The sequence below is a fragment of the Luteolibacter arcticus genome, assembly GCF_025950235.1.
Classification (GTDB): domain Bacteria; phylum Verrucomicrobiota; class Verrucomicrobiia; order Verrucomicrobiales; family Akkermansiaceae; genus Haloferula; species Haloferula arctica.
Genome location: NZ_JAPDDT010000018.1, coordinates 82,334 through 100,157, shown reverse-complemented (window position 1 = coordinate 100,157; position 17,824 = coordinate 82,334). Strand labels below are relative to the sequence as shown.

Genomic DNA, 17,824 nt, shown 5'->3' with positions numbered 1-17,824 from the left:
TGATCGTCACCGGTGGACCTGGGTCAGTCGTCCACAGTGATCTTGACGGAGGGTACCTGGATCGAGTCGACAACCTTGTAGGTCTTGTCAACGGCGACCACATTCCCCCCGGCCATATAGTAACGGACATCGGAGCTAGCAGGAGCGGGAAGCACCTTGATCAGTTCAGGCGGAGCATCGATCAGGTACGGGCGTTCCTTTTCGGTGATGACGATGCCGGGCGCGATGACGCTGGTCCTCCAGGCGGCGGGAATTTCCTTGACCCTCACCTTGGTGACGTAGGCGGGCGGGAGACCGTAGCGCTCAGTCTTGTAGGTATCGAAATACTTCACCACTTTCGTCCTGGCCTCCGGGTTGAACGTGGTGGTGGTCGTGGTGTGCTTCTCCGTGGTGGAGCCGTCGGCGTTCTCACGCACTTCCGTCTTCTCCTTCTTCTCGGTGACTTGGGCCGACAGCGGAACGATCATTCCGAGGGCGGCCAATGCGATTGCGGATGTTGTTGTAGTTTTCATAGCGGTAGAGTGTGATTTGAAGCGGCGGGCTTGCGTGCCAGTCACAACACGCAGGCCCGCCGCCGCTTCGGGGGGCCTTTCTCAATAGCAACCGCGGGGCCATCGCTACCGCCGTCGTAAGTCCTTGGAAATCGGAGTGCCGACGTCATTTTCCACCTTCTACAGTACGCAATTTGCCGCTAGTGGATGCGAATTGCGATGGCTCAAGATTTGCGACGTCCACGATTGGCGTACGGACTGCCACGTGATTTGCGCGAGTGCCGCAGGAAGGTCTTCCGAGCAATCAAACAACGCTTTCTAACAGCTAGTCGTGCGCGCCTGATTGAGACTGCGCTGCTGTTGCTACGGCTGCTGCAATAGGCCAAGCCACAGGCCAAGCGCGCCGCGGTGTCAGGGACCGTCCTTACCACGATGGGGTGGGCCGTCCCGGGACGACTTGGGTGTCGATGAGGGCGATCCTTGAATCGTAGGGGTTGAAGTCATGGCGCAAGACATCGACCGGCCCGATCATTTCGAAGTCCCAGATCTCGGAGAATCTCAGCAGGCGCCACCCCCACTCGGGTTCCAAGCACCAGGCGAGGACGATGTAGGCTGCGGTCCTCCGCGCCTGGCCCAGCAGGAAGAGATCGGCGACGACGTGGGTGCTTTTCTCGTGGGTGAAACTCGCTCGTTGGCGCTTGAGAATGGCGTGGCGGATCGCTGCTAAAGAGGGGCGGGATCTCATGGAATCTTCCACTATTTTCCAAAATTTGGAAATAGCAAGGAACCGCTAATCGCCTTGCTCCAGTCGGCGGAACGTGTCAGAAAATCCGCCTTCTCTGGGGAGAGAAGTGCATTGACCCTGCCAGCCTTCGGGTTGGCGGGGTCACGCATTTCCCGGCCTCCGGCCCGCGGTGATTCCGCGGGCGACCCTGCCGTGCCCACGGCGACCCGTGGATGCGATTCGGCCACCGGTCCTGTGAGGGTCTCCGCGACAGTCGTCGCATTGTGCAAATGGTCGTTTGACGAACGGTGACTTGGGACGAAGTCAGTATGCATGGAACCCCCTCGAACCCCCTTTGCCCTTCTCACCACGGGCTTGTTGTTAGCCCTGACACCGTCCTGCCGACACATGGCCACAGGCTATCGCTACGACCCGCCGGAGAAGGGCGAGCCAATGAAAGGCAGCTCCGCCGTGAAAATCTCCTCCAGCGCGGCAAGAGGGACTCTCCTCGGAATCGCGCGCCATCCGGTGACGACGGCGGTGGTGGGAGCCGCGGTGCTGTGGCAGCGGCCACGCGAGCTGGTGACGGCCAATGTTCCCGGAATCCGCAAATATCACTTTGCTCCCGAGGAAGCGCCCGGAACGGATCGCTTCGAGGCGCTACTCGACAAGAAAGACCTGCCGCAGCCCATCGGCGGAAAGATCACGTGGCTGGTCGATGGCCACCGCTTTTATCCGGAGCTGGAGCGTGAGATCGCGAAGGCGCGACAGACCATCGATGTGCAGGCCTATATCTTCGACAACGATGACGCGGCCGTGCGCGTCGCCGACCAGCTCAAGCGGCGCTCCGCGGAGGCGCAGGTGCGGGTGATCTTCGACGATCTGGGAAGCAGCAGCGCGGCGGTGACGAAACCGGAAACGCCCTTTCCGCCCGGGTTTGAGCCGCCATCGAACATGAGCCGCTATCTCCGGGATGGCTCCGCGGTGAAGGTGCGCTCGATGTTGAACCCGTGGCTGGTGTGCGACCACACGAAGCTCCATGTCTTCGACGGTCGCGTGGCGCTGATGGGGTGCATGAACATCGGCCGGGAGTATCGGAGCGAGTGGCACGACCTGATGTTCCGCGTGGAAGGGAGCGCGGTGGGCGAGCTGCAGCGCGACTATGATCGCACGTGGAAGCGCGCCGCGCCCTTCGGCCTGCCGGGCTTGGGAGGCGATGCCAAGAAGCCCTACCCGGTGCCGGTTGCGGGCGAGGTGCCGATCCGCATCCTGCGCACCGACCCCGCGGTGTGGCGGTATGAAATCCAGAAGGCGATGCTGCTAGGCATCCGCGCCGCGCGGAAGCGGATCTGGATCGAGGACCCCTACATCGCCAATGACGACATCACCGAGGCACTCGAAGATGCCGTGAAACGGGGGGTGGATGTGCGCGTCATCTTTCCCGGGCGCAACGACTCGAAACTGATGGACGTGGCCAACCGGGCATTTGCCAACAAGCTGGTGGAAGCGGGCGGCAAAGCCTACGCCTATCCGGGGATGACGCACCTGAAGGCAATGATCTGCGACGACTGGGCCTGCGTGGGTTCGGCGAATCTGGACACCCTCAGCATGCGGATCAACCGCGAGCTCAATATCAGCTTCCGCGCGAAGGCTCCGCTGCGGGAGCTGATCACAAAGGTCTTCGAGCCGGACTTCGCGCGCTCGAAGCCCCACGTGCCGGCGAAGGAGCCCGGTGGTGCGGTGATGGAGGCGGTGGCGGATCAGTTGTAGGTCTTTCGTGGGGCGAGATCCTTGTCGCCTTGGACGACCGTCCGTTCATCGAAGACCTGGCAGTAGTTCGCGCCGTTCTTGAGGAGAACGGACACGGTATGGTTAAAAGCTGCCAGGAATGATCCCGGAGTTCCCTTCCTCCAGCAGTTGGACCCCTTCGAGTGTCAGGAAGCAGGTGCATGAGGGGAACTCGCCGGGAGCGGGCCTGACCCATGGTGACCACGCCTCAACCGTCACGTTGCAGTGTTCGAAATGCACCTTTCCCCCTCCGGCAGATGAAAGCGGGGCGGGAGGCGGGCGAGCGGGATATCGACTGGAGTCGCGGAAAGGAGGGGAGCCGACACGACCCATCGATCTTGCGAAATGCTCCCATTCGTAGCAACGGCAAAGCCTTGGTGGAATCCACCTGGTGAGAATCACTAGTCGACTGGCGCAGTTTTGCTACGGCTCGGACCTCAGTCTCAGGAAGCGCTTCTCTCCGCGCTCGTCGGCCTCGCTGTGCTGGAGGCCGCCGGCCTCCAGCGTCATCGTCTGCAAGGGGCTCCACGTCAGGAAGTCGGTGGATTCCTCCAGGGTCCAGAGGCCGGTCGCTTCGCCGGTGATGTTGAAATCAACGGTGCCGTCTTCCAGGGTAAACTCCTCGATCTTCGGCAGCGGGTCTTCCGGGGTGGTCGGGCTCACTTCCGGCGGTGGCGGCAGGGTGCTACTCACGCTCACGTTGTCGAACACGCTCGCCACCGTGGTGCCGCTCGCGCCGGAGCAGGCTGCCAAGCCCAGGCTGTAGCTGGCGGACATGCTGATGTTCGCGCTGGCGAGCTGGGTCCAGGTGGTGCCGTTCGCCGAGAGGTAGCTCGTGATGGTGTTGCCCTCGCGGGTCAGGCGCACCCAATATGGAGCGGCCTTGCCGGACGAGGTCGTGGTCGAGCTGTTGCCGCCGGTGTTCGAGCGGCGCACCCACTGCGCGCTGTTCGCCGGAGTCAGGCCGATGAATACGGAGCGCGAACCGCTGGCAGAGGACTCGCGCATCATCACGCCGGCCCTGGCCGCCGAGCCGGTGTTTTGCAGGCTCACCACGCGCGCGGTGATCGTGCCCGTGCCGGACCATGGCTGGCTCACGAAGTAGAAGTTGTCGCTGGTGTTGGAGATTCGCGATCCGCCGCCGGTGACATTGAAGGTGCCATTCAAATACGTGGCGCTGGTCGCCGCGGCAACGGTGCCGATCTTGGCGTCAGTCCATGGCGCGGGGATCGGGCCGGGACCGGTGGCGGTGAAGTTTGCGGTCACCGTGAGGTTCGCGGTCACGTTCGTGTCGGTGCGCGGATTGGCGGTCGAGCCGTCGGACCAATTCGTGAAGCCATAGCCGGCATTCGCCACCGCGGTGACCGAACTACTACTGGCACCGTAGTTCACCGTCTGCGGCGTGGTGCCGCTGAGGGTGCCGTTCGCTCCGGCGGTGTAGGTCAGCGTGTAGGTATTGATCGCGAAGTTCGCCGTCACGCTGAGGTTGGCGGTCACATTGCTGTCCGTGCGCGAGGCGGTGGTGATGCCGTCGCTCCAGTCGACGAAGTGATAGCCGACATTGGCCACGGCGGCGACCGCGCTGCCGCTGGTGCCGTAGTTGACCGTCTGTGGCGTGGTGCCGCTGATCACGCCGTTCGGCCCTGCGATGTAAGCCAGCGTGTAGGTCGTCGGCGCGATGGTGATGGCGAGATTGGCTGTGGCGGTGCCACCGTTGCCATCGCTGGCCGTGTAGCTGAGGGAATCGCTGCCGCTGTAATTAAGCGCCGGCGTGTAAAGGATGCTGCTCCCGTCGATGGCCGCCGTGCCATGCGCCGGCTGGGTGACCGACTGGATCACGAGCGTGTCGCCATTCGAGTCGGAATCGTTCGCCAGGACCGGCACGGAGACCGCGGCATTCTGATTGGTGGCCGCGTTGTCGGCATTGGCCACCGGATTGTTGTTCAGTCCGAAGGCGGTGAGACGGTTGGTGCCGATCACCTGCTGCGTGATCCCCGGTCCCTGCCAGGCGACCGCGAGGTTGTCACCTCCGCCGCCTTCCTTGTGCAGCACCTCGACGTAGTAGCGCTGGCCGGCCGTCAGCGGGATGACGGCGGATTGCTGTGAGGCATAGGTCGTCCACACCCGCACCCCGGTCCAGTCCAGGGTAAAGGCGATCTTCGTCTTGTTAGAGGGATTGGCATCGGTGCTCAGCCAGAGTTCGCCACCGTCATCCGAAGCGATCCAGAAGGTGTAGTTGCCGGTGGTCGGCGGGGTCACGTAGCCGCGCACGCGGGCTCCGTAATTGTCGCCGCGATTGGTCGTGGTCTCGAAGGTCGAGATGGTGGCGACTTGGTCGGGGCTGCTGGGATAGCGGTTGTTTCCCGTGAGATTGGTCACGGCATCTCCACCGATATTCAGCCATGTTTCCAGGGACAGGCCGTTCGCATTCGCCACCACGGTGACCGAGACATTGGCTGTGTCGCCGCCCGCGGTGTAAGTGAAGCTGTCCGCGCCGGTGTAGCCGGCGGTCGAGCGGTAGATCAGGACGCCATTGCCACCATCGGTCACCGTGCCGTGGGCCGGCTGGGTGAAGGAGCTGAAAGGAACCGCGGGCCCGTGGAGAGAAGTGTCATTGGCCAGCACGTTGATCGCTTGTCCCTGGCCGGTAACCGCGACCGCGATGTCCGGCTTGACGATGACGATCGTGCTGGTGGCATCGGTCACCAAGCCGTCGGCGTTAAGCGTGAAGTTGTAAACCTCGCCATCCACGGCGATGCGGGTGATGCGGCCGTTCTCGTCGCGTTCGAGGTCGGCGTAGTGATCGGTCCAGACGACGTTCGAGCCGGTGGGGTTCTTCGTTTCGACCAGGTTCACCCGGTTCATGCCGGCCGAGATGTAGTCGATGAAATCCACGACCTCGGTCATGTTCGCCTTCATCGGCTCGATGCCCTGGGCTTCGGCGCGGCGGAAGCGGTCGAGCGCGCCGATCAGGCGGCCATGACCATTCGCCCAATGGTGGTTCGCCTGGGTGGCCAGGGATTCCTGCGACGCGCCGAGGAAGAACTTGATGTCGATCCGCATGCTCGCGAGGGAGTTGAAGGCCGCACCGGGACCGGTCTCCCAATACGCATCCCATGCCTGCGCCCACGTCTGCGTGGCCGGCGTGTAGAAGCCTTTCGCCTGGAAGTTCGCCTGGGTCGCGGACTGGCTGTACCAGCCATTCGAACCGGCGATGACATCCGGCCCCGCGGCATAGACCATGCGCGCGCCCCAGCGGCGCTCGAGGTCGGCATTGGCGCGGGTTCTGACGTAGTTGTCGAGCGAGTGGCAGACCTCGTGGCCCATCACGAAGGTGAAGTAGTCGCCGCTCGCCTTGCCGGCGCCCAGCACGCCCTCGATGGCGGTGGTCAGGTCTCCGGCCCATTCGTTGGCATTGCCGAGCGCCCATTGGCCGAAGGTGTTCTTGGTGCTGTTAGGCGTCCAGATGAAGCCGCCGCGCTGGTCATCATAGAGCTGGTCGTAGGTCATGATGGCATCCGGGAATGCCTCGCGCGGGTATCGGCGCTGGAAGTCGCGGATGGTATTATAAGTGGCGGCCAGCGACTTGCCGTTGTCACCGAGGGCCATGCCGGTTTCCAGATAGATCACGCGCGCGGTCCCGGTCAGGCCCATGATGTCGGCGATCTGCGTGCGCCGCGCCGAGGTATTGGGAAGCAGGTATTCGAGGATGACCCAGTTCTGCAGGACGATGCTGGGAACGTGGTGATAGACCGCGGTGTCGAGCTGCTGGTACTTGAGGAAGGGGTACTTGGCGATGTGGGCGGCGAGCGCGGTGAAGGTCGCCTCGCGGGTGGACAGCGTGCCCTTCTGGAGATGGGCGATGATGTTGAGGTTGGCGGAGTTCACCTGACCCAGCAGCAGGTTGCTGTTCGCAGAGAGCGCGGTCCCCAGATCGGTAGGATGCGCGTCGTAGATCGCCTCGATGTCGGCGATGCTCTCGGCCGGCGATTTCAAAACGCCGCTGGCCAGGAAGATCTTGTCGCCCGCGTGGCCGCCCACCAGAAGGTCGGGCTTTCCATCGCCGGTGAAGTCCGCGAAATCGACCACGGCGCCATCGGTCACCGCCTTGATGTCCGGAGCCGTGCCGCCGCTGGTGGTGATGTTGAGATACTGCTCGCCGACAAGGCCATCCGCCACGTCCAGCCAGTAACGGATGCTGCCCCAGTTGATGCTGCGGATGAGGTCGAGTTGGCCGTTGCCGCTCAGGTCGTAAAGGCGGGGATAGAGATTGTAGGAATCGCTGTTGAGAGTGGTCCCGGTTTCAAAGCGTGGAAGCGCCGCAGTGTTCACGTTCAGGTAGAGCTGGACGTTCCCACTGAAGGTGCCGGTCACCAGATCGGGCGTGCCGTCGCCATTGTAGTCGCCGATGTCGAAGCGCTTGTCGGGCAAGACGAAGTCGATGGTGCCATTGGCCCGCTTGACGAAGATGGAGGCTGCATAAACCGGAGTGGCCCCTGCGGCTGCGGTATTGCGATACACGCGGAGCTTGGACGCGGAATCCGCCATCACCAGATCGGGCACGCCATCTCCCGTCATGTCGGCCAGGGTGATCGGGCTGTTGCCCGTGGTGTTTGCGTAGATATCGACTCCCGCAGCCTGCACCTTCACCGCGGCGGCGAATGCGGGAACAGCGGCGGTCCCGGTATTAAGATACCGCCAGACATAGCCGCCTGCGCCGACGAGGATGTCCATCTTGCCATCCACATTCCAATCGATCGCGCGAGGCACCCGCATGTTGGCGTGCGAGATGTCCACGCCGCCCGCCTGGATCGCCGCGAAGTTCGTGAACTGCGTGACCGGAATGCCACCGCCGCCCGGCGGCTCGGCCACGACTTTCACCGTCAGCGACGAGCGATGATAGCCGCCCACGCCGTCCGACACGGTCACATCGAAGGAGTCCGTGCCGGCATAGCCACCCGTCGCGGTGTAGTTGAAGGAGCCGTCGCCATTGTGGCTCACCGTGCCATGCGCCGGCGTGGTCCAGCCTTGGACTGTTAGAGCGTTGCGTTCGACATCGTAGGCGCGCTTGAAAACGCTGTCGGTGCTGAAGACCCGGTCATTGACGCCATCAGTCGTCAGGTTCCAGGTCTTCGGCGCGTGGTTGTTCATGAACGAAGTCACCTCCGCTCCGGTGATCACCCGGTTGAAGACCGTCAGCTTGTCGAGCCGCCCGACGAAGCAACCGGCATTGCCGGATGTATTCTCGATCCGCCCCAGGCTCTGGAACGCCAGCGTCCTCGCACCGGTCGGCCCGGTCCGTGAATCCACCAGCGATCCATCGAGATAGAGTTGCCCCGCGCCGGTCGAGGAATTGCGGGTCATCACCACGAAGTGCCAGTTGCCGTCGTTCACCGCTTGGGGCGATTGGGCGAGCAGCGAACCATCGGCCGAGAGGCAAAGGCGTCCGTTCGCGTCGAGCCATCCCCACTGGATGCCGCCGCTGCCGGCCGCGCTGCCGGTCACACCGGGAGAGTTCGTTTGATCGCTGCCGCCGGTCGCCGTGGTGCGCATCCAGAAGGCCAGCGAAGAAGTGACGCCGAGCTCGGGCGCGAGGTTTTGCCCTACTTGCAAGCGCGTGCCATTGCCGGAAAACGACAGCGCCATGAATTCACGGCCGGATACCACCGCGGTATTGTCCAAGCCCACCGGCGTGGCGGCCTGTCCGCCGACCATGTCCTGAAACACCGCGGGCAACGCAGGCGTCGCGAAAGGGGAGTCATGCCAATCCCGGCTCTCATCGAAATTCCACTGATGCGTCAGGCCATCGCTGACCGCAGCCATCCCGGCAGCGGGCAACAACATCGACGCCAGCGCCGCCCGTCCCCGCCATGCGGGACGATAGGCGCGATCTGACCGGGAGAAGGAAACGGTTTTCACGGGACGGGAGTTGGGACTGGGTTTCGAGGAGGCAAGCGGGGAAGGACTAAAAACAACCCTAGGCACCATGCATGGCATTGGCAAAAGAGTCATATTTAAAGCAATAAAATGACTAAAAAGCAAGCCGTCGTCGGCTTCAAGATCTTTATTTGTTCAAAAAGTTGCGTGAAAACACTTAAAGTTGCCGCTCTTGGCTCCGCCAAGTCCTCCTTTCCGGGGCAAAAGAGCTTGGCAGAAAACGCGGGAATTGCCGCGCACCGTTAGGACGCGTGGCGGGCGACGACGCGGCCCGCACCGGCAAACAAAGTGGACCGCACGCTCCGCGCGCGGTCGGAAGCAGTTCTCCCAGCCGTCGGAGACCCTCAGCCCATTAAGGAGCGGGGACCTTACTGTCCCCCACACAGCAAAGGCGAATCGCTCTGCTAAGGCGAGTCACGCTGCCTAGGCGAGTCACCGTCAGCCAAGTCACGGCCCGACCTGTCCAAGGCGACAGTAAGGTCGCCGCTCCTTATCTCCATCGCGCCGCTCATACCCGCCCGTACTTCCCCGCATGAAACCTCCGTCTTTTCCCGCGGGTCTGGCGGCGTTGCTGCTCTTCCCCCATGCTCGTGATCCGTTACTTCGCCGGGCTGCGGATGCCGAAGCTGGTGCTGTGGTGCTACCTCGTGTGGTACCTCGCCGTCTCCGCCTGCTACTTCGATCCCTCGCCGGTCATCTGGCTGACGGCGGCCGGCATGTCCGTGCTCATCGGCATTGCGCTCGTTTTCGCGACCCAGGTGCCGGGGCAGGGGACAGACCGCTGGACCGTCTTCCGGCTGTTCCTCTTTCCCTTCTGCGTGTCGAGCTACTCGGCGCTGATCAAGGGCAAGGGCTTCTTCGTGATCTTCCCCACTGAGCCGTGGCCTCTTCTGACCGGCGTGGCCGCCTGTGCAGTGATCGTGGCGGGGTGGCTGGCTTGCCGTTGGACGGTGGGTGGAAAGGAAAAGGGAAAGTCCCCCGACCGCGACCCCGGGATTGCGTGACCGCGGGGCAGCCCTATGGTCGCCGCCCTTTCCAATTTCCACCACTCATCCATGGCCATCGCACTCGAACGCATTCTCACCCATCCCGGCGGCGCGCATAAGGACGAACTCCTCGCGTGCAGCCTGCTCGCCGCCGTCCATGGCGTGGAAATCGTCCGCCGCGAGCCGACCGAGGCCGACCTCGCCGATCCCGCCACCGCCGTGGTCGATGTCGGCGGCGAGCACGTGCCGGAGCGGAGCAACTTCGACCACCACCAATTCCCCGCGGATCACCCGCCGGTCTGCGCGCTCAGCCTGGTGCTCCAGCACCTCGGCATCTACGATGATGCTCGTACTTTCTGCGATTGGCTGGAGCCCGCCGAGTGGTTCGACACCCGCGGGCCGAATGTCACCGCCAAGTGGCTCGGCATCGATCGCGACACGCTCTCGAAGCTGAACTCGCCGATCGATGTCACCTTGCTGCGCCGCTTCGCCAAGGCCACCCGCCTCGCCCCCGGCGATGTCATCTATGAGATGATGCGGATGACCGGCCAGGACCTCATCGACTACGTGCGCTCGCTGCGCCAGCGGCTCGACTTCATCAAGGACCACGCCGAGCTGTGGACCGTCGGTGAAAGCGAGATTCTCTTCCTGCCCCGCACCGAGCCCATGCCGGACGAACCGTCCTCGGGCATCGGCCGCTATCTGGAAACGATCGGCAAGGACAAGCAAGTCGCCGCGCTCGTCTATCCCGACCGCCGCGGCACCGGCTACGGCCTGTCGCGGAACAATGACCACCCCGCCTTCGACTTCACCCGCATCGAGGCCGAGCCGGATGTCCACTTCGCCCATGCACGTGGGTTTGTCGCGAAGACGTCAGCGGCGGATCTGGGGAGGTTGAAGCAACTGCTGGAAGTCGCGCGAGTTTAACAGGGAAGTCTCTAACAGCGGTCCGCCTCATGGACGCCGAAGGCCCTTGGACTGCTGCGGTCATCCGCAGCTTTCGAATGAACGAACCGGCCGTCACCTGGTGAAGGATCGCAGCGACCCCGGGGAACGGTTCAATCCCAAAGGAGCAGCCGTCCTCACCCTGCACTCGAAAGCTGCGGATGACCGCAGCAGTCCGAGAGCGGCTGCGCCGCGGTCATCGGGCGATCTTTGCCGGGTCACTTCATGACGCTCCGCCGCGGCGAAGCAAAGTGGACCGCACACTCCGGGTGCAGGAACCCCGGCAATCCCAGCGGCGATTGATCTTCAACCCTCGCCCCGCCGGAATGGCCCAGCCATTCCGCTACCACCGCAGACTCGATTCTCGCGTGCCTTCGAAATAGTATCCGGACCGCAATCGTTTGATAGCAGATGAAACCGCTCTCCCGGCACCTCACGTGGCTGCTCCTGCTCCTGCAGTGCTCCCCGTCGGCCTTCGCGGAAAGCGAAGCATGGAAGAAAGTTGCCGAGGCTTACCGGAAAGCAGACGAAGAATGGACGGCCGCCGAACTGGCAAACAGGGACGGGAAAAGCGACCCGGCCCGGCTGGATGCGGCAGCCCGTGTCCTGCGACCGTTGATCAAGATCAAGGAAGCGGAAGGGCCGCCTGCGATGACCGTGCCGGAGAGCATGCGATTCATGCTGATGGATTGGAAGATTGCGGAGGCTTGGACGGCCGCGGGAGACCACAAGAAAGCGCTCCAATACTTGAAGGCCCAGGCAGCCCAACCCGGCGTGTTTCTCCACGAAACCCGCAATCCCAACTACTTCGCCCGCGACGTTTTCATGCTCCATTCGGAGATCATGGCTGGCACCGGCAAGGTCGCCGATATCCCGCACTCGGGATACCAGGTCTTCAAGGGCCCGTCTTCCGAAGGAGTGTCGCGATATGTCTTCGTATGGGAGCCGGAGGGGGACGACATTGGCGGCGTCTTGGTTCAAGGGATGGCCGAAGACGAACAGCGTCACGAGATCACGCTCGTCGAATGCGGGCCTGCAAAACCTTGTCGATGTGTCGATAGTGCCCAGGTGATCAGCAAGCGGGGCAAGCTCAAGGCATCCACGGCTTCGCGCTCCGATCAACTCGTGCTGGTCCTGGATGGCGTTTCGAAAATCGTGGAATTCAAAGGGGAGTTCCTGATTCCTTTCGTCCATCCCTCGAAACGGACGAAGATCGAATTGTACATGGATGAGGACGATCTGGAGCAGCCCTTGGAAGCCATCGCCCGGATGGATCATATCTAGGCTGCTCTCCTTTTCTTCGTCTTCTTCTTCGTAGCGGAACGACTTCGTCGTTCCGGCGGGGTGCGGTCCGCACCGGCAATCCAAAGTGGTGCGCACTCTCCGAGTGCGGTTGAAGCACCTCGGGACCCGGCTATTTCCCAGTGTCCTCCGATGGCGGTGGGGTCGTGCCGCCTTGCTGTAGTCCCTTGTTACGGATCCTGAGATCTCGGACCATGTTCGTTGTCACATCAAACTTCCACTTGCCGTCCTGCAAGACGGCCGGCCAGACCGAGTAATAGGGTTCGGTGGTCCCCAGTTCGCCGTTGAACTGACCCTCCGCGACGACGAATGCCTTTTCCCGGTCTCCACCGATGGCCGCGACCTTGGTGACGATGTTCGCGGTTTGGCTCATTGCGACCAGCGCCGGTCCGGGCGTCATTCCCTTGAGATACTTCTCCGGATCGGGCTCTTGGAGCACGGTGTCCATGTCCGGCGTGAAGATGAAAAACTTGGCGAGTTGCTCGTCCGTCAGTTGCTTCCGCATCAGGTTCACGAAGGTCCGGTGCTGGACCACGAACTTGATCAGCGAAGTCTTGTCAAAGTAGTCGGCATAGTTGGCTGGCTTGCCGGTGCGGAGGTCTGCTTGGAAAGTGTCGAAGAGCTTCGTGATCGCCTCCCGGTCCGCCGCCTCCAGGGGCTCTGCCGCACGGGAGGGAGAAGCCTGGAAGGCCACGACAGCAATGATGGGGAGGATCTTGAAGTGGTGGTTCATGATAAATTCAGGAGAAGCGGATAGCGGAGTTGAACCGCAAAGAACACAAGGAACGCAAAGATTTGTCCCTCAAAGGATGGGGGTCATCCTTTCTTAGATTTCGCTCTCTGCGCTCTTTGCGTTCCCTGCGGTCAGCCCTCCTCCACCGCCCCTGCTCCGGCTTCGTCGCGAAGACGTCAGCGGCGGATCTGGTGAGGTTGAAGGAGCTGCTGGAAACGGCACGGGTGTGACGCCGACGTTGGATCGAAGGACGGGTTGCTTCTCTCCAACCGTGCGTCCCGCCCCATGGTCGCCGAAGGCCCTTGGATTGGTGCGGTCATCCGCAGCTTTCGAGTGCAGGGTGAGGACGGCTGCTTCTGTGGGATTGAACCGATCTCTTAGGATCGCTGCGATGCGCCAGAGGTGACGGCCGGTCCGTTCATTCGAAAGCTGCGGATGACCGCAGCAGTCCGAAAGCGGCTGCGCCGCGGTCATCGGGCAATGCCGCTGGGTCACTTCCTGCCGCTCCGCCGCGGTGAACCAATGTGGTCCGCACTCTCCGTGTGCGGACCACGGTGGCGGCGGATTCAGTCCTCCTTGAGCGGGGGCTGGATGACCCGGTCGAGGGTGTGGATCAGGCCGTTGGCCGCTGGCAGTTCCTTGCGAACGAGCGTGGCACTGCGGTCGAGCTTGATGGTGCCCTTGCTCACCCAGACCGTGAGAAAGTCGCCGGAGAGGGTGGGGAGGCGGCGCGAGCGGAGGAGGTCTTGCTCCGTCATGTCCGACTCGACGATCAAGTAGCCGGCCCAGCGGGCAAGTTCATCACGCCGGGCAGGGTCGAGATACTTCTTCAGCTCTTCCGCGGGCAGCGCCTTGAAGGCTTCATCGGTCGGGGCGAAGCAGGTGAATGGACCTGCCTTCTCCAGCTTCTCGCGCAGGCCGGCGGTCTCGATCACCTTGGCCATGATGCCGCAGCCCGCTTCTTCCAGTGCGGCGGGCAGTGGCTTCGCGGTTGCCGGAGCCGGCGAGGATTCGTTTGCCCGCAAAGGAAGCAGACCCGCGAGGAGAATCCCGAGCAGATGGAGAAGACGCATGGAGACAAGCTGTGGGCCCTGCCGGCCCGGGCAAAGTCCACTTGGTTGCAATTCCGTCACACGGCCCGGGGCGAGAGTGACGGAAGCGTCACGCGCCCCCGCTTCGTGGTCACTCGGGCGACCGGTATCGACTGCCAGCTTCCGGCCGCGATGCCTCCTTCTTCCGATCCCTCATCCTCCCGATTCCGCTCTCGCGACTGGTTCCGTCTCGTGGTCGCGTGCGTGACCAATTTCTCGATCCTGAGCGCGCCGTGGTCCGCGAGTGGCGAATCCGTCACGCTCCCTGTATCCATCAGCGAGGATGACATGCTGCTGGCGACCTTGCTGCCCGAATTGTCGCAGAATGTTCTGGAGGGTGGAAATGTCCTGGAGGGTGGAGGTACTCCCCGCGCTGCCGTGGAAAGCAGCAGCCCCTCGCCATTCGGCTGGGAAGCACCGGAGCCGCAGTCCTACTGGAAGTCGCCGGAAGTGCGGCCTTCGGAAGTGCGGCCTTCGGAATCGTTGCTCTCCACTTGGGAGGGCGGCGTGCAGGGCCAGGCCACCGCGCCGCCGATAGTGATCCTGACTCCCGCGCGTGAGGGTCCGTGGCAGCCGGCGACATTGCCCGCCGGGGCCGATCCCGCCCCGCAGTCCGGGGTGATGGGGGTATTGCCGATCGAACGACAAACCGGGACCTGTGTCGTCTTCGGCGAGGTTTCCAATGCAACGACGCTCGATCCCATCGCCGGAGCCATTGTCGATATCATTGGCACCGGCCGCACCGCTCAGACGGATGCTCAAGGGAAATTCCGCATCGATGGACTCCCCGCCGGGGATTTCATGGGGGAGGCGTCGGCGCTGAATTACGAGGGGATAACCCTGGGCGTGAGCCCGAATCCTGCCGCGCCGACCGAGCTTCGCTTCAGCTTGCGCACGAAGCCTGCCGCCAGCAGCAGCGAGGAGTACGTGCTGGAGGAGGAAAGCATTGTCGGTGAGTACAGCGAGCGTTCGCAGGGAGACTTCAATCTCACGCTCGAGGCGGCCGCTCCTTCGCTCACCGCGGGGATGGGGCGCGAGGAGTTCTCGAAGACCGCCGTGAGCGATGCGGGTGAAGCCGTGGCCAAGATCTCGGGGGCGAACATCGTGGATGGCAAATACGCCGTGGTCCGCGGCCTGGCCGACCGCTACGTGACCACCACCTTCAATGGCGCCCAGATCGCCTCTGCGGATCCCTCGCGAAAGGCGGTGCAGCTCGACCTTTTCCCCACCGGCGTGATCGAGCAGATCAATGCCGAGAAGACCTACTCTGCCGACTTGCCGGGCGACTTCGGCGGCGCGGTGATCGACATCGTGACCCGGGCCTTTCCCGAGGAGCGAATCCTGAATTTCAAAGCGAAGGTCGAGTGGAACTCGGCGCTGGGCGACAAGATGTATGTGCATCCCAGCCGCTCGCTCGGCTTCTGGGGCGACACCGGCAGCGAGATGCCGAATTCCCTGGAAGGCCGCGATCCGGCAACCGGCAATGTGGTCTTCTATCCAACGTCCGACATGCCGACGGAGGAGTCCAAGGAGCGGATGCAAAAGCTCCACCGGTCGCAAAGTCTCCTGCCGGTGCTGGATGACCCCGAGGAAGACAAATCCTACAGCATGACCTACGGCGAGACCTTCATGCTCGGGAACGGGATGAAGCTCGGCGTGATCGCCGCCTTCAATCAATCGTCCGGAGATAGCACGAACAGCTCCGACATCAACAACCAGGACCGCAGCTACTTCAAGGACGACTACGAGCGCGGCGTCGAGCTTTCCGCCTTCGTCTCCGCGGCGCTGGAGATGAACGAGCTCAACCGGATCAACGCGACCTACTTCAACAAGCACGACGCCAAGGATGTGGTCACGCAGGGCCGACGGATCACGGGCACCAGCAAGGAATATGGAAGAGTCGCGGTGTCACCGATCGTGCGCGACACCTACGGCGCGGACGCAGTCTATTTCCGGGAGTTTTGGGACATCGAGACCGTGGAGCGCGACCTGGAGATCTTCCAGATCCAGGGCGAGCATGCCGTGACCGAGGGAGGCATCCGGCTGGACTGGTCGATCAGCGAGAGCGATGCCACGGAGAAGCGTCCGTACTCCACGCACTTCGAATACGGACTGCTGGATTTCTCCGAGAAAGCGCTGGCTCCCTTCGTTGAGAGGGCAACGCAACAACTCGACCAGTTGGTCAAGGACAACGCCGAGGCGCTGGGGCTGGACCCGGCGACGGCGACCTGGGGCAACTCGCGCGACTATCTGGTGGGGCTGCTGGGTGAAGCGACCGTGGTGGACATCGAGGCGAACCAAGGCCTGCCGATCGTCGATGGCAGCGTCGGTGTGATCAAAACCATCTATCCGATTGGTCCTTTGGTCGGGCAGAACGAGCGGACCATCACTGCTTTCCGCCGCAAGGACAGCACCGAAGAAAAATCCTCGCACCACCAGATGGCGCTGACCCTGCCATTCCGTCTCGACGCGGATTCGGACAAGCGAGTCTTCGAGATCGGTCTCGGTGCTTCGAAACTTCGCAAGACCCGCGACATTTCCGCGCGGGTTTACAGCCTGGTCACCGCGGAAACGAATGGAAACTTCTCGGAGCCGGGCACCGTCGATGGGCCTGGCGAGGATCTCGCCGAGGATCCCGGCGGACTCGGGGACCTGATCACCGGGGACATCACGACCGGTCCCTACTATGCTTACGGGGTCGGAGACGCCGGCGTGGAAAACCTGAGCACCAAGCTGGATCAGAACTCGCTGTTTCTTTCGGGCCGCCTGCAGTGGGATGACTTCTTCGTTTACGCCGGCGTACGCGGGGAAACGGAGGCCTACGAAATTGACATCGCCTCGCAGCCGTTGGTGCCATTCCCCGACGAGACGATCGAGGCCCTGGGCTGGGAGTATCGCGAGGATCAGGAGGCGCTGCTACCGTCGTTCATCACGGGACACTCTTTCTTCGACAACAAGCTCGACCTGATGGTCGCCTGGTCGCGCACGGTCGCCCGTCCGACTTTCTGGGAGTTCCTGCCGACCACCTCGGTGGACCAGTCCACGGGCATCGTCCGCCGCGGCAATGTTGCCCTTGACCGCACCGAGATCACGAACTTCGACATCTCTGCCACCTTCCGGCCGAGCGAGAATCTCACCTTCCGCACCAGCCTTTTCCACAAGGATCTCGAAAACCCGCTGGTGCAGATCTTCTCCGGCGACGGGATCGTTTACCGCGACTCGACCGCTTCCTCCGTGCCGGGTCAGGACAGGGATTTCACGGCGACGCTCTCGGGCATCGAGCTCGAAGCGGAGGTGAACAACCTGGGTCCATTTTCGCTGAAGGGAAACTTCACCTACATCGATGCGACGCTGAACTATTTCTTCGAGAGCGGCGGCGTGGTCTCGCCTGTGGCCAGCCAGTTGCCCTACCAGCCCGCCTACATCGCCAACGCGCTCTTGAGCTACGAACATGAGCCGTGGGGCCTGACCGCGAACCTTGTTTTCAACTTCAACGGACAGTACCCCACCATCCTCAAGGCAAATGAGGACCAGTCCGAAGTGACCCGCGAATCGCTGGCGACCTGGGACTTCATCGTTTCGAAAAAGCTGGAGACCTCGACGGCGGATTGGACGGTCAAGTGCGGCGTGAAGAACCTGCTCGAAGCCGAAGACCGGTTCGTTTACGACGGGAAGACCTATAGCAACGACACGATCGGCCGGACGTTCTTCCTGGAGACCGAGGTATCGTTCTAAGGCCGGGTTACGATAGCGTCACCACAATCGGGACGCCAGGTCCAGTCAGGTGTTGGATGGTTGCGGCGGCTTACAGCTACAACCCCAAACGA

The 17,824-nt window shown here is 62.7% G+C and carries 10 protein-coding genes; 5 read left to right on the top strand and 5 right to left on the bottom strand.

Features of this window, described 5'->3' with window-relative positions; genetic code table 11:
- Nucleotides 1-23 precede the first annotated feature (23 nt).
- Both OKA05_RS25320 and OKA05_RS25315 read right to left on the bottom strand, forming a co-directional pair.
- Nucleotides 24-512: a hypothetical protein gene (locus OKA05_RS25320; protein WP_264490008.1), complete on the bottom strand. Its 489-nt coding sequence runs from the start codon at nucleotides 510-512 to the stop codon at nucleotides 24-26.
- Between the two features lie 403 nt (nucleotides 513-915).
- Nucleotides 916-1,236 (bottom strand): hypothetical protein, encoded by a 321-nt coding sequence (locus OKA05_RS25315; RefSeq protein WP_264490007.1) that lies wholly within the window; start codon nucleotides 1,234-1,236, stop codon nucleotides 916-918.
- Between the two features lie 312 nt (nucleotides 1,237-1,548).
- Here OKA05_RS25315 and OKA05_RS25310 point away from each other — a divergent pair, with 312 nt between their 5' ends.
- Nucleotides 1,549-2,985 carry a phospholipase D-like domain-containing protein gene (locus tag OKA05_RS25310; protein ID WP_264490006.1) on the top strand — a complete coding sequence of 479 codons (1,437 nt, stop codon included), beginning with the start codon at nucleotides 1,549-1,551 and terminating at the stop codon, nucleotides 2,983-2,985.
- 441 nt (nucleotides 2,986-3,426) lie between these two features.
- Here the strand turns inward: OKA05_RS25310 and OKA05_RS25305 are convergent, their stop codons facing one another.
- The gene (locus OKA05_RS25305; protein ID WP_264490005.1) at nucleotides 3,427-8,922 is read right to left on the bottom strand and encodes an Ig-like domain-containing protein; all 5,496 of its coding nucleotides are present in this window, start codon (nucleotides 8,920-8,922) and stop codon (nucleotides 3,427-3,429) included.
- Between the two features lie 602 nt (nucleotides 8,923-9,524).
- Between OKA05_RS25305 and OKA05_RS25300 the strand changes: the two genes are divergently transcribed.
- From OKA05_RS25300 to OKA05_RS25290, 3 genes are all read left to right on the top strand, one after another.
- Entirely contained in the window at nucleotides 9,525-9,944 is a 420-nt protein-coding gene (locus OKA05_RS25300) for a hypothetical protein (protein ID WP_264490004.1), read from the top strand.
- Between the two features lie 51 nt (nucleotides 9,945-9,995).
- Nucleotides 9,996-10,853, top strand: coding sequence for an MYG1 family protein (locus tag OKA05_RS25295; RefSeq protein ID WP_264490003.1), 858 nt, complete (start codon nucleotides 9,996-9,998; stop codon nucleotides 10,851-10,853).
- A gap of 429 nt (nucleotides 10,854-11,282) precedes the next feature.
- A complete protein-coding gene (locus OKA05_RS25290) occupies nucleotides 11,283-12,155 on the top strand; it encodes a hypothetical protein (protein ID WP_264490002.1) in 873 nt (290 codons plus the stop codon).
- A gap of 130 nt (nucleotides 12,156-12,285) precedes the next feature.
- On the opposite strand, the gene OKA05_RS25285 is transcribed toward OKA05_RS25290, so the two are convergent.
- On the bottom strand, nucleotides 12,286-12,906 hold the full coding sequence (locus OKA05_RS25285; RefSeq protein ID WP_264490001.1) for a hypothetical protein: 621 nt from the start codon (nucleotides 12,904-12,906) through the stop codon (nucleotides 12,286-12,288).
- A 566-nt stretch (nucleotides 12,907-13,472) separates the two neighbouring features.
- The gene (locus tag OKA05_RS25280) at nucleotides 13,473-13,979 is read right to left on the bottom strand and encodes a fasciclin domain-containing protein (protein WP_264490000.1); all 507 of its coding nucleotides are present in this window, start codon (nucleotides 13,977-13,979) and stop codon (nucleotides 13,473-13,475) included.
- Nucleotides 13,980-14,129: 150 nt separating this feature from the next.
- Here OKA05_RS25280 and OKA05_RS25275 point away from each other — a divergent pair, with 150 nt between their 5' ends.
- Nucleotides 14,130-17,732 (top strand): carboxypeptidase regulatory-like domain-containing protein, encoded by a 3,603-nt coding sequence (locus tag OKA05_RS25275; RefSeq protein WP_264489999.1) that lies wholly within the window; start codon nucleotides 14,130-14,132, stop codon nucleotides 17,730-17,732.
- The last annotated feature ends 92 nt before the right edge of the window (nucleotides 17,733-17,824 follow it).

Bases quoted from the DNA above. Each gene is read 5' to 3' on its own strand.
- OKA05_RS25310 (WP_264490006.1), top strand. From the start codon at position 1,549: ATGGAACCCCCTCGAACCCCCTTTGCCCTTCTCACCACGGGCTTGTTG.
- OKA05_RS25300 (WP_264490004.1), top strand. From the start codon at position 9,525: ATGCTCGTGATCCGTTACTTCGCCGGGCTGCGGATGCCGAAGCTGGTG.
- OKA05_RS25280 (WP_264490000.1), bottom strand. From the start codon at position 13,979: ATGCGTCTTCTCCATCTGCTCGGGATTCTCCTCGCGGGTCTGCTTCCT.
- OKA05_RS25290 (WP_264490002.1), top strand. From the start codon at position 11,283: ATGAAACCGCTCTCCCGGCACCTCACGTGGCTGCTCCTGCTCCTGCAG.
- OKA05_RS25275 (WP_264489999.1), top strand. From the start codon at position 14,130: ATGCCTCCTTCTTCCGATCCCTCATCCTCCCGATTCCGCTCTCGCGAC.
- OKA05_RS25295 (WP_264490003.1), top strand. From the start codon at position 9,996: ATGGCCATCGCACTCGAACGCATTCTCACCCATCCCGGCGGCGCGCAT.
- OKA05_RS25285 (WP_264490001.1), bottom strand. From the start codon at position 12,906: ATGAACCACCACTTCAAGATCCTCCCCATCATTGCTGTCGTGGCCTTC.
- OKA05_RS25320 (WP_264490008.1), bottom strand. From the start codon at position 512: ATGAAAACTACAACAACATCCGCAATCGCATTGGCCGCCCTCGGAATG.
- OKA05_RS25315 (WP_264490007.1), bottom strand. From the start codon at position 1,236: ATGAGATCCCGCCCCTCTTTAGCAGCGATCCGCCACGCCATTCTCAAG.